This window comes from Bacillus sp. AFS018417 (genome assembly GCF_002560985.1).
GTDB classification, from domain to species: domain Bacteria; phylum Bacillota; class Bacilli; order Bacillales; family Bacillaceae_G; genus Bacillus_A; species Bacillus_A rhizoplanae.
Genome location: NZ_NTTM01000041.1, coordinates 59,701 through 71,912 on the forward strand (window position 1 = coordinate 59,701; position 12,212 = coordinate 71,912).

Here is a 12,212-nt window from a genome sequence, read left to right on the forward strand (position 1 = left end):
TTTTTATCTATATTTTAAACTTATTGCTTCTAAAAAATAGGCAAAATAAAAATGATTATATTTTCTTAAAATTCCGCCATGAAATGTGACAATTTTGTGCTTCCAAGATTCCGATACATGCTTTTTCATCTATATATGATATAGTTAACGTGTAAAACTTGACTATTCGAGGTGAATCTAATGAGTGAAGCAGCAAAAACGTTAGATGGTTGGTATTGTTTACACGATTTCCGTTCTATGGACTGGGCGGCATGGAAAACATTATCTAGTGACGAACGTCAGCAAGCAATGTTCGAATTTTTCAACATCGTTGAAAAATGGAACAAAACAGAAACTGCAAAACAAGGTAGCCATGCAATGTATACAATCGTTGGACAAAAGGCTGATATCATGTTCATGATTTTACGTCCAACAATGGAAGAATTAAATGAAATTGAAGCAGAATTCAATAAAACAACATTAGCAGAGTATATGCTTCCTACATACTCTTACGTATCTGTTGTGGAGTTAAGTAACTATCTTCCTGCTGAAGAAGATCCGTACCAAAATCCACAAATTCTTGCGCGTCTATACCCAACATTACCAAAAGCAAATCACGTTTGCTTCTATCCAATGGACAAGCGCCGCCAAGGTGATGATAACTGGTACATGTTACCGATGGAAGAGCGTAAAAAATTAATGTATAGCCACGGCAAAATCGGTCGTCAATATGCAGGAAAAGTACGCCAAATCATTACTGGCTCTGTAGGTTTTGATGATTATGAATGGGGCGTAACATTATTCGCTGATGATGTTCTTCAATTTAAGAAACTTGTATACGAAATGCGCTTTGATGAAGTAAGTGCACGTTACGGTGAGTTTGGAACATTTTTCATTGGAAACATTTTACCAAGCGAGAAGGTCGCAAAATTTTTACATGTATAAGCTAAAAAGGAACGATTTTTCGTTCCTTTTTTTATACCCTGCTAACACTCTCAGTTGAATCAACCCTCAATCAAACTAAAGATTATCCCTCATCACAAAACATGGCTTAGTTGTCATATCTGCTCCTTTTTTTTCATACCTATGAATTAGTGATTGTTCTACACTTTCTTTTCTCTAGCAGAGTAATAAGAGAGGTGAAAGAGATGGGTGTTATTGCCTATACAGATGAAGAATTAAGACTACTCGCAAGGTTAATGCGGGCAGAAGCAGAAGGAGAAGGGCCTAAAGGAATGCTTTTGGTTGGAAATGTCGGCGTCAATCGCGTAAGAGGGAATTGCTTAGACTTTAAAAAGATTCGAAACCTTCGTCAAATGGTATTTCAAAGTCCTGGTGGGTTTGAGGCGACGCAAAAAGGTTACTTTTATCAGCGTGCTCGTGAAAGTGATGTCGCTTTGGCAAGACGCACAGTTCAAGGTGAACGCTTTTGGCCTGCTAATTTTTCTTTATGGTTTTTCCGACCACCAGGTGATTGTCCGCCAACTTGGTTTGATCAAGAAAATTCTGGTCGTTTTAAAAACCATTGCTTTTTCCAACCAACTGGTGAAGCCTGTCCAGGTGTATATTAGTGAATTGAAAAGAGGAGGGATTTTGTATGGCACAGCAACAAAACCCATACTATGGGGGAGGATTTTATCAACCATCTGGTGGATATATGCAGCCGCAACCAGGGCAACCAGGGCAACCAGGACAACAAATGCAAATGCCACAAACGCCGCAACCTACTCAAGCGCAAATTGCCGCTTCTCAAGGTATGCTTCCACTTGAGCAATCGTATATTGAAAATATCCTTCGTTTAAACAAAGGAAAACCAGCGACTTTTTTCATGACATATGAGCGCGGCAGCACACTTGGTACACAATCCTATACAGGCATCATTGAGGCTGCAGGACGCGATCATATCATTGTAAGTGAACCTAAGTCCGGAAAACGTTATTTACTACTTATGATCTATCTTGACTATGTAGAATTTCCTGGAGAAATCACCTACTTCCCAGGACAACAACCAGCAACTTACCCTCCAAGATGATAAGAAAAAGCTGGCAAATGCCAGCTTTTGTTTTATTTTTATCCCGCCCAAACAGCTGGTAAGAGGTTAGATAAGGAAGTAAAGTACAAACCATCTGAAGGGCCCGATTGGTTCAACTAACCTCTTGGGAAGAAAAACGTTTCCCAAGAAGAAGTTTCACTTTATAATCCTTTTACGACCGCAGTTCCCAATAAAACCCAGCCTACAATAAATGCTACGCCGCCAAGCGGAGTGATTGGACCAAAAAATTTCATACCAGTTGTACTTAATGCGTATAAGCTTCCGGAAAACATAATAATACCTGCCACCATACACCAGCCTGCTGCGCTTACAAGAGAAGATTGAATCTTGTCCATTAACAAAGCTACAACAAATAATCCACCTGCATGAAACATTTGATACGTAACACCTGTTTTCCACACATCTAACATTTTCGCAGAGATTTTCCCTTCAAGTCCATGCGCTCCAAATGCACCGAGTGCAACAGCTAGTGCAGCTGCAATACAACCTAATAAGAAGAAAATTTTCATTGGAATTCCCCTTTTTATTTTTATAATAAAAAATTTTTTACACATAATCCAACTATTTAACTCTTAAAAATCAAAAAGAGAGTTTCCATTTGCATCGTCTTCTTTTATATATACAGGCTCTCCTGAAAACGAAGCAATTGGCTGAACCGGCATTTGCGGCGCTATAACATGTGTTTGTATTTTCGGCTCAACATACGCAGGAACTTCCGTCTGTTCTTCAAGCAATAAATCGCATAATGCACGAACAACTAGAAGATGTTCTTTCGTTTTATGTGATTCGCTTCCTTTCGCTTTTGCAATTTCGCTTGCCATTTTATTCAAAATCTTATCGCTAGATATTTGCATTCTTTATCACCTCATGTATTGTAATTCTTTCTCAAATTGCTCCAATTTCTCTACTGGACCAAATACTATTATCATATCACGTTCTGCCAACTTTTCCGCCCCTGTTGGGTTATGAATAATATGCCCATCTCGCAAAATCGCTAAAATCGTAACATCAAAACGATTTCTTACATTTCCTTCTATTAATGTTTTCCCAATTAAGGATGACCCTGCAGCCATTTCAATTTCTTCAATAGCAAAATTCTGTTCTGTTCCATATAACACTGTATCTATATAATTAACCGTTAAAGGATTTGTAATGCCTTTTGCAATATGAATTCCCGCCATACTGGATGGATTAATAACTTTATTCGCGCCAGCGCGTCTTAGCTTCTCTTCCGATTCTTGTTTTTCTGCCCGAGCTATGATTTTAATATTCGCATTTAGGCCCCTTGCAGTTAATGTAATGAACACATTTTCTGCATCACTGGAAACGATTGCCACTAAACCAATTGCCCTCGTAATACCAGCTTTATGTAACACCCCATCTTCTGTTGCATCGCCGTGTACATATAAAAGCTTTTGCTCTACTAATACAGACTCTTCTCTATCAACAACAATAAACGGAATGTTTTTTTCTCGTAATTCTTGCACAACTTGCAAACCAACCCTGCCGCACCCGCACACAATAATATGATCTTTTATTTCTGCAATTTGTTTCTCCATCTTCTTCCTCCGCATCGCTTGAAATAAATTTCCCTCGACAATCATAGCTGCTACTACCCCAATTGCATACGTCACAATACCGACACCAAGTGGAATAATTAAAAGGGCAAAAATCTTTCCTGCTTTCGTTAATGGGACGGCATCTCCATATCCAACTGTTAATACAGTAATCATTGTCATCCAAAATGCTTGAAACATACTAATCTCTTCTATTATCATAAACCCGATAGTTCCGACAATTACAACGAAACACATACATATAATTGCAATAATCAATTGTTTACGTGCACTCATGATATTCTTTCATCTCTTTTCTCTATGTTCAATCTTTGCCACAACAAATCAAATACATATATACTAGAAACGGAATACAAGAAAGAGGTCGATAAGATGAAAACATTTCTTTCTGCCTTGCAATGGGCATTATTTATTTTAGCCGGTAGTCTTATTGTTCCGATTAGTGTTGCTGCTAATTACGGACTTGAAGGGGCAGAGGCTATCGCTTTTGTACAACGAACATTATTTGTTCTTGGCTTTGCCGGCATATTACAAGCTGTATTTGGACATCGCTTGCCAATTCAAGAAGGGCCTGCTGGACTTTGGTGGGGTATATTTTCATTATACGCAAGCCTCGGAATTACGTTATTCGGGTCAAGTGGTGAAACACTTCGTGTATTACAATATTCTTTTTTACTAAGCGGTCTCATTTGTATCCTTCTTAGTGTATTTGGGCTTATCGATAAGCTCGTGCGCTATTTTACACCAACAGTCGTCGGAACATATTTATTTCTTCTCGTTGCCCAGCTAAGCGGCTCCTTTTTGAAAGGAATGTTTGGACTTGATGGACAACATAAAGAAATACAAGGAAAAGTACTTCTTCTTTCTCTCATCGTTATTTTACTATCATTCTTTATTATGAAGCTACCTGTTCTGGGACAATATTCTGTTTTATGTAGTATCGTAATCGGCTGGATTCTATTTGCTTCCTTCGGACTCTCTAATCCGATTACACCAGTAAATGATATCATCCATCTTCCTTCTATCTTTGTTTTCGGTATGCCCCGCGTAGAATGGAATATGGTCATTACGGTTGTTTTCGTAACACTACTACTGCTTACAAACATGTTAGCAAGTATTCGCGTTGTGCAACAAGTCGTTTCAAAACATGAAGAAACCCCAATACAAAATCGATTTAAACAAGCAGGGGTTATTACTGGCATCAACCAGCTTCTTGGGGGCCTTTTTTCAGCAATTGGGCCTGTTGCTATTTCTGGATCAGCTGGTTTTATTTCAACAACAAATATTTATAAACGATTACCGTTTATTCTAGGTTCAACCTTTATTATTCTCATTAGCCTATTTCCGAAAGTTACATCTTTCTTTGCAGCGATTCCAGTAGCTGTTGGTTATGCAGCTATTTATCCTGTATTTGCAAGTATGATTGGGCTAGCTTTTCGAGAATATGAAACTGTAAAAGATAAAGAGCGCTTATTCAAAGTTTCCGGTCTCGCTCTCTTTACCGGGATTGGTGTCATGTTCATCCCATCAGAATCCTTTTCTTCACTTCCACCGTTTCTTGCATCCTTTTTAAGCAACGGCCTTGTACTCGGTTCTGTAATGGCAATTATACTAGAAGTATTATTTTCTCGTTCAACGGACAAACAAGCATCGTAAAGTGAAACTTCCCTCAGTGTGGGGTTCTTCCTCCCCCACTGAGGGTTAGTTGAACCAATCGACACAAAATGTAAATCAAATTGGCAAACTTCAAGCATTGCAGTCTATTTTAAGTATTGTTACGATAATAGAGACATATACGAGCAGACAAAATTCTTCTGCTTGTATATGAATGCGCACGGAATCGATTCCATTAACAGAGAAGTTCGATGTCTTATAACTTATGTTAAATCCATATAGGAAGGACCATTCAAATGTCTTATAAAATGATTGTACTAGATTTAGATGATACATTACTTCGCGATGACCATACCATTTCACCGCGTACAAAAGAAGCGCTGATGAAAGCACAAGAGTGCGGCGTGAAAGTCGTACTAGCTTCTGGCCGTCCAACATTTGCGATGTGGGCGATTGCAAAAGAACTTCGTTTAGAAGAATACGGAAGTTTTATTTTATCGTTTAACGGCGCAAAAATTATTAACTGCAAAACAAATGAGGAATTATTTAGCAGTACGTTATCACCTGAAACCGTTCATAATTTATATAAAACAAGCCAGCATGAGAATGTTTGGATTCATACGTATATCGGCGATGACATTGTAACAGAAGAAAATAATCAATATACAGAAGTTGAAGCTCATATTACGGGTATGCCAATTATTGAAATTGATAGTTTTGTAGATACAGTGAAAGAACCTGTTGTGAAAGTATTAATGATGGAAGCACCAGAACGCCTTGTAGAGGTTGAAAAAAAATTACAGCAAGAATTTGAAGGACAATTAAGTGTTATGCGCTCAAAGCCATTCTTCTTAGAATTTACAGAGGCTGGCGTAACAAAGGGCACAAGCTTAAACCAACTCATCCAAAAACTTGGTATTCAACGTGAAGAAGTTATCGCAATGGGCGATAGCTACAATGACCTAGCAATGATTGAATTTGCTGGCCTTGGCGTTGCAATGGGCAATGCACCTGATGACATTAAAGCCATTGCTAATCATGTAACAGACACAAACATGAATGACGGTGTTGCAAAAGTCGTAGAACAATTTGTATTAAACAGCGAAGTGCTTGTATAGAATAGCTTGCTCGCTGAAGATTAATTAAACCAATCGTCTATAAAATCCCGCTGAAGTCAAATATTTCAGCGGGATTTATCTTTTATTTTTAGCAGCTTGTGAAGATATTTTGAACTTTGCACTATTCTTGTAGTGTAAAGTTTATTTTCGATTATAATGGAATAAAATAGGCTATTTTATTCACAAAAAGAATACAAATTTATCATAGACAGGCTTATAAGGAGGTCATTTTATGTTATCAACACCGATTGGACGTTTAAGAGTTATTGGAGTACTTGAAGGAATTTCTTTTCTCATCCTTCTATTCATCGCAATGCCGCTGAAATATTTTGCAGGTTTTGCAAAAGCCGTTACTGTAGCAGGTATGGCACATGGTGTCTTGTTTATACTATTCATCTACGCTGTCTTTCAAGTAACCACTATTCATCATAAATCAAAGTCATGGGCATTTGGTGCGCTTGTTGCATCTGTTATTCCATTTGGTACGTTCGTACTAGATGCGAAATTAAAAAAAGAAGAAAATAAATAAATAAATAAAAACAGGCCGCTACATATGTAGTGGTCTGTTTTTACATGTATAAATCTCTAAATGAAAGAACTCTCATTTAGAGGTTCGGAATTTGCCAATCAATCTCCTGTTCTCCTTGTTTTACTAACAAGTTGTTTATTTTTGAAAATGGTTTGCTGCCAAAGAACCCTCGGCGTGCTGATAATGGGCTTGGATGAACAGATTCAATAATATGATGATTTGGATTTGTAATGAGCTTTTTCTTTGCCTGAGCAGGTCGCCCCCATAACACAAAGATAACTGGTTTCTCACGTTCATTTAACAATTCAATAATGCGATCTGTGAAAACTTCCCATCCTTTTCCTTTATGGGAGTTGGCTTCTCCTTGACGCACAGTTAATACAGTATTTAGTAAAAGCACACCTTGCTCCGCCCATTTTACTAAATAGCCGTTATTCGGGATTGGATAGCCAAGGTCATCCAGTAATTCTTTATACATGTTTTGGAGTGACGGCGGCGTACGTACACCAGGTTGCACCGAAAAACTTAAACCGTGCGCTTGATCTGGCCCATGATATGGATCTTGTCCTAAAATAAGCACCTTCGTATCTCGGTAGCTTGTATAATGCAGAGCATTAAAAATATTCTCCTGCTTTGGATATACAACGTGTGTACGATATTCTTCTTTTAAAAGTGATTGTAATTGTTGATAATATGGTTTCTCAAATTCAGGTGCGAGCAACGGCGCCCAATCATTCTTTAGTATTTGTTCCATTCTTTCACTTCCTATCGTATTAATTGACCATATCTTGTTTTGTAAATACTGCAAAAGCAATAATAAGCGATGCAACTGCCCATATTGTTAGATTAAGTAATGAAAAGCTCATTGATAATCCTGGCAGTGCTGGTAACTGTCCTGATAAATAATCCGTTAACGATAAATTGACACTAAAAATATATTTTGCGCCTTCCCAAGACGTTGCAAAATTATTTAAGATATTTCCAGCAATTAACGCTGCCAGCATAACTCCCATACCAGCTGGCGTATTGCGAATCAGCACAGAAACCATAAATGAGATTGTACCGACGACAACCGCTACAAACCAAGCAAGTCCGTAAGCCATAACAATGTATTGCCACTGCGGAATAAGATGAACAAAGTTTGTGTTTAACGCATCCTTCTCAGTGATGAACCCTGTCAGCACCGGCAAATTCCACCCCGAATAACCAAATACGATTCCTGATATTACGTAAGAAAGAACACCAACAAACAATAAAATGAGCGAAATAAACAATACCATCGTCACGTATTTACTTAAAAGAATTTTCCAGCGCCGAATCGGCCTAGTAAGGAGCATTTTCATCGTTCCATCACTTCGTTCTCCCGACACGATATCAATTGCTACAATCATGACGAGAAGCGGAATAAATAACGTAATTCCTTGTTCAATAAATGCGCGTACAAATGTTGGTGCTCCTGGGGCACGTGGATTAATATTATGATCTAAATAATATTGTTGCTGTTCCACGTTTACCTTTAACCACTTCTTCCATTCTTCCGGCAGACGCGAATTATTTAAGCGGTTTTGCGAATCAACAATTTGCTGCTGCAATGATACTTTCCAATCACTTGTACCAAGACGTTTTATAGTCGTCTGCACTTCCCGGTACTGCGCATAAACAAAAATTGGAATTAAAATTGCCAAGATGAGCATGACTACTACAATGCGTTTCTTTCGATATATTTTCTCCGCCTCATTATAGACGAGGTTCGCAAATTCACGCATGTTGCTCCCCCTTTGTCAGTTCCATAAATAAATCTTCCAACGTAAATACAATTTCTTTTACACTATGAACGTCTACATCACGCTCTACTAATTTCTTATTATAAAAACTTACACGTTCTTCATTCATACGGCACAATAATCGTCCTTCTTCTACTACAAGTTCTGTCACTTCACCAGATTCTTCAAGCAAAGCCTTTGCTTTTTCAAGCGGTGTCACAACCCACTCCACACGGCCACTCGCTTGCTTCACTAATTCTTCAACCCTCGCTACCGTAATCACTTTTCCTTTATTAATAATCGCAACACGGTCACAAATCATTTGCACTTCACTTAACAAATGGCTGGAGATGAATACGCTCATGTTTTCCTCTTTCACAAGCGTATGCACAAATTCACGAAGTTCTCGAATACCAGCCGGATCAAGTCCGTTCGTCGGTTCATCTAATATAAGGAGTTTCGGATTCCCAAGAAGAGCTTGTGCAATCCCAAGGCGTTGTTTCATTCCAAGTGAATATGTTTTCACCTTATCGTGAATGCGTTCATCAAGATGTACCATTTTTGCAATTTCTATAATACGCTCATCAGAAATCCCGCCCAGCATGCGAGCAAATTGCTTTAAATTCTCAAAGCCAGTCAAATATGTATACAATTCAGGGTTTTCAACGATACTCCCAATTTGCCTCATCGCCCCGCGAAAATCTTCTTTTATATCATAACCACCGATTGAAATTGTTCCCTCTGTTGCTTGAATAAGACCGACAAGCATACGAATCGTTGTTGTTTTCCCCGCTCCGTTTGGCCCCAAAAAACCAAATACTTCTCCTTGTTGTATATCAAACGATACATTTTCAACAAGCGTTTTTTTCTTAATTACTTTTTTTAAATTTCGTGCAGATAGTACCGTCGTCATTTCTCTTCACCCCCAGTAAGCTTTAATTTACTCACAACATTTTGTAATAACCGATCCGCTATGAATGTATAGCCTGTTTCATTCGGGTGAAAGTGATCAGAATATAATAAATCCTTACCACGATTTTGGAACATATCAAATGTCGGGATAACATATACGTTTGGATAATCGAGTGCAATTTTTTCTAATGACGCATTCCAATCAATAACAATTGGAGACGAGCCTTTTAGCTCTTCTACATCTTCAAATGGATTATACAAACCAATCCAGAAAATTGGGCTGTTTGGATTTAATTGCCGCAGCTTGGATAAAATTTGCTTAGCATTATTTTGAAATGTTACTGTATCAGGGCGATACGTCGTTAAATCAAGATTTCCAAGCGATCCCCATCCTGGAAATAAGTCATTTCCTCCAATTGTCAAAACAAGCACATCAGCTTGCTTGATTGCATACCCGGCGCCGCTGCTTTCCATTTGTTTCAGTAAATCAGGCATTTTTGCACCGCTCACCGCTAAATTTGTAAGCGCTACCTTTTGTTTGTATTTCGTTTGCAATTCATTCTTCATACGTCCAATATATCCAATGCCTTCTTTATCTCCAACACCGCGCGTTAAAGAATCACCTAAACTAACAATTTGTAACGTTCCTTTTTGTTGTTTTCCTTTTGCTTCTTTTGGCACAGCGGGAGTTAACTTAGAGACTTTCGGATTTAGAACATCATTTACACCGGCAATAAAGCCGTAAGCAAATAAACAAAAAGATGCCAGTGTAACAAATAAAATAGCTTTCACAAATTTCGATCTCATCCTAAAACCCCTTTATCCCCTTATAGATTGACCATATTATACCAAATGGAAATTCGAAAAGCGATTTTCATCAGCCTATGAAAAAAGCACAATCATTTTAATCCAGATTGTGCTTTTCACTTTATTCCTTATGTTGTAAGTCTTTCCGTTAATTTCGCAAATAACTCAATTCTTTTTACTTCTTTTTCTCTACTCGTAATTTGGTCATGCAAAATTGTAAATGCACCTGCACCAACCTCTACACTCGAATGAGCAATTGTTGTAATATCTAGTATCTCTGCAACTTGCTGATCATCACAACCAATAATCGTGATATCATCTGGAATAGAAAGGCCGCTTTTTTGAGCGGCTGTTACAATACCAGCTGCAATATGATTACAAGATACAAGAAGGGCGGTTGGACGCTCTTTCATATGAAGCAGTGATTGAACAACACGTTTCCCGTCCTCTATTGTAAAGCAATCTACAAACTCCCACTCCTCTTTCGGCATAACATGGATAGATGATAGAGCGTCCAAGTACGCTTGCTTTCGATTTTGACTGTTGAAACTATTACTTCGTCCAACGCAATAACCGATTCGTTTATGTCCCTTTTCTATTAAATATTCCATTCCTAGCGCAAACGTTTTGTAATGATCAATATGAATGCTGGAAAGTGTACTTGATACTGTATCTTCACACGTCACAATTGGACCAAATTTTGCGTACTTTTCAATCTCCTGGCAAGCATTGACTTTCGAACATATAATGACCCCGTCTAACTTTTTCATCTTTAACATATTCAAAATTTCTATTTCTTTATCCGCGCTATAACCCGTTTGGCAGAGCATCATGTTGTAATTATGTTTTGCGGCCTCTCTGGAAATGCCTTCTATAATTGCACTGTAATATTGATTGTTTGCAAAAGGAAGGAGCACACCAATAACATTCGTTTTCCCTCTTACTAAATGGATAGCATTCGAATTTTGCGTGTAATTTAACTTTTCGATAATTGCTAATATCTCTTTTCGTTTTTGCTCATTTACATACGGATGATTATTTAAAACGCGTGAAACGGTAGAAATTGAGACACCTGCCATTTCTGCGATTTTTTTTATATTTGGCATAATAAAATCCTCCTTCCCATCATTCATATTATCGCATACAAAAAAATTTTAGAAATGTACCCCTTGACCTGGTAAGCTTTTCACATTATATCCTTTGCTAGCAAGCTTATTAAGAAAGGATTTGTGTTTCATTATGAAAATTAAGCTAGAGTATATCTTTTTTATAAGTGGATTACTGCTACTCTCTCTCGGTATAAATATGATGACAACGATTACTTCATTTGGTCTTAGTCCGTATGATTCGCTTTTCATTGCTTTATATCAAAATTTTGGTTTAAGCATCGGATCTTGGATGTTTATTATCAATCTTATCTTTACCCTTATCGTACTGTATATGAACCGAAAGCGCATTACAATTGGTACAATCGTAACGATGGTGCTAATCTCCGTTTTTGTTGATATGATTGGCTCCGTTGCATTTATAATGGATGGCATTCGATCTCTTCCAAATTATATAACACTTATATGCGGAAATGTATCTGTCGGCGCAGGGATCGGTATCTATGTTTCATCACAGCTTGGCACTGCGCCGCAAGAAGCATTTGTTTTAACAATCTCTGAAAAAACAAAGTGGTCCTTTCAGAAAACAGAAATTTCTCTAGCTTGTCTATTTTTAGCTGGTAGTTTCATGCTACATGGGCCTATTTATTTTGGTACCATTATTCTATCTTTTACAACAGGCTGGCTCATTCAAACATTTATTCAAATTGGTACAAAAATCTTACAAAGTAGTCGTACGCAAGAAGCCCATTGA

General features: G+C 37.8%; 15 protein-coding genes. 7 read left to right on the plus strand and 8 right to left on the minus strand.

Annotated features, from left to right (window positions below):
- The first annotated feature begins 180 nt into the window (after positions 1-180).
- The 3 genes from hemQ (at position 181) to gerQ (ending at position 2,011) form a co-directional block, all read left to right on the plus strand.
- Positions 181-924, plus strand: a complete 744-nt coding sequence (hemQ, locus tag CN326_RS16520) for a hydrogen peroxide-dependent heme synthase (RefSeq protein ID WP_098310081.1) — start codon at positions 181-183, stop codon at positions 922-924.
- A 203-nt stretch (positions 925-1,127) separates the two neighbouring features.
- On the plus strand, positions 1,128-1,550 hold the full coding sequence (locus CN326_RS16525) for a cell wall hydrolase (RefSeq protein WP_098310082.1): 423 nt from the start codon (positions 1,128-1,130) through the stop codon (positions 1,548-1,550).
- Positions 1,551-1,576: 26 nt separating this feature from the next.
- On the plus strand, positions 1,577-2,011 hold the full coding sequence (gerQ, locus tag CN326_RS16530) for a spore coat protein GerQ (RefSeq protein WP_098310083.1): 435 nt from the start codon (positions 1,577-1,579) through the stop codon (positions 2,009-2,011).
- A gap of 161 nt (positions 2,012-2,172) precedes the next feature.
- On the opposite strand, the gene CN326_RS16535 is transcribed toward gerQ, so the two are convergent.
- From CN326_RS16535 to CN326_RS16545, 3 genes are all read right to left on the minus strand, one after another.
- The gene (locus CN326_RS16535; RefSeq protein WP_098310084.1) at positions 2,173-2,541 is read right to left on the minus strand and encodes a DUF423 domain-containing protein; all 369 of its coding nucleotides are present in this window, start codon (positions 2,539-2,541) and stop codon (positions 2,173-2,175) included.
- Between the two features lie 63 nt (positions 2,542-2,604).
- The gene (locus CN326_RS16540; RefSeq protein WP_098310085.1) at positions 2,605-2,886 is read right to left on the minus strand and encodes a YwdI family protein; all 282 of its coding nucleotides are present in this window, start codon (positions 2,884-2,886) and stop codon (positions 2,605-2,607) included.
- Positions 2,887-2,892: 6 nt separating this feature from the next.
- A complete protein-coding gene (locus CN326_RS16545) occupies positions 2,893-3,885 on the minus strand; it encodes a potassium channel family protein (RefSeq protein ID WP_098310086.1) in 993 nt (330 codons plus the stop codon).
- A 96-nt stretch (positions 3,886-3,981) separates the two neighbouring features.
- On the opposite strand from CN326_RS16545, the gene CN326_RS16550 reads away from it, so the two are divergent.
- The 3 genes from CN326_RS16550 to CN326_RS16560 all read left to right on the plus strand — a co-directional run bounded on the left by CN326_RS16550 (position 3,982) and on the right by CN326_RS16560 (position 6,870).
- Positions 3,982-5,265, plus strand: coding sequence for a purine/pyrimidine permease (locus tag CN326_RS16550; protein WP_098310087.1), 1,284 nt, complete (start codon positions 3,982-3,984; stop codon positions 5,263-5,265).
- A 254-nt stretch (positions 5,266-5,519) separates the two neighbouring features.
- Positions 5,520-6,341 carry a Cof-type HAD-IIB family hydrolase gene (locus CN326_RS16555; protein WP_098310088.1) on the plus strand — a complete coding sequence of 274 codons (822 nt, stop codon included), beginning with the start codon at positions 5,520-5,522 and terminating at the stop codon, positions 6,339-6,341.
- Between the two features lie 232 nt (positions 6,342-6,573).
- The gene (locus CN326_RS16560; RefSeq protein WP_098310089.1) at positions 6,574-6,870 is read left to right on the plus strand and encodes a DUF3817 domain-containing protein; all 297 of its coding nucleotides are present in this window, start codon (positions 6,574-6,576) and stop codon (positions 6,868-6,870) included.
- A gap of 76 nt (positions 6,871-6,946) precedes the next feature.
- On the opposite strand, the gene CN326_RS16565 is transcribed toward CN326_RS16560, so the two are convergent.
- The 5 genes from CN326_RS16565 to CN326_RS16585 all read right to left on the minus strand — a co-directional run bounded on the left by CN326_RS16565 (position 6,947) and on the right by CN326_RS16585 (position 11,458).
- Entirely contained in the window at positions 6,947-7,624 is a 678-nt protein-coding gene (locus tag CN326_RS16565; RefSeq protein WP_098310090.1) for a uracil-DNA glycosylase, read from the minus strand.
- A 19-nt stretch (positions 7,625-7,643) separates the two neighbouring features.
- On the minus strand, positions 7,644-8,636 hold the full coding sequence (locus CN326_RS16570) for an ABC transporter permease (RefSeq protein ID WP_098310091.1): 993 nt from the start codon (positions 8,634-8,636) through the stop codon (positions 7,644-7,646).
- Entirely contained in the window at positions 8,629-9,546 is a 918-nt protein-coding gene (locus CN326_RS16575) for an ABC transporter ATP-binding protein (protein ID WP_098310092.1), read from the minus strand. Before CN326_RS16575 ends, CN326_RS16570 begins: the two co-directional genes overlap by 8 nt.
- Positions 9,543-10,352, minus strand: a complete 810-nt coding sequence (locus tag CN326_RS16580) for an SGNH/GDSL hydrolase family protein (protein ID WP_098310093.1) — start codon at positions 10,350-10,352, stop codon at positions 9,543-9,545. Before CN326_RS16580 ends, CN326_RS16575 begins: the two co-directional genes overlap by 4 nt.
- Positions 10,353-10,480: 128 nt before the next feature.
- Positions 10,481-11,458 carry a LacI family DNA-binding transcriptional regulator gene (locus CN326_RS16585; protein WP_098310094.1) on the minus strand — a complete coding sequence of 326 codons (978 nt, stop codon included), beginning with the start codon at positions 11,456-11,458 and terminating at the stop codon, positions 10,481-10,483.
- A 133-nt stretch (positions 11,459-11,591) separates the two neighbouring features.
- On the opposite strand from CN326_RS16585, the gene CN326_RS16590 reads away from it, so the two are divergent.
- Positions 11,592-12,212, plus strand: a complete 621-nt coding sequence (locus CN326_RS16590) for a DUF6198 family protein (protein WP_141525064.1) — start codon at positions 11,592-11,594, stop codon at positions 12,210-12,212.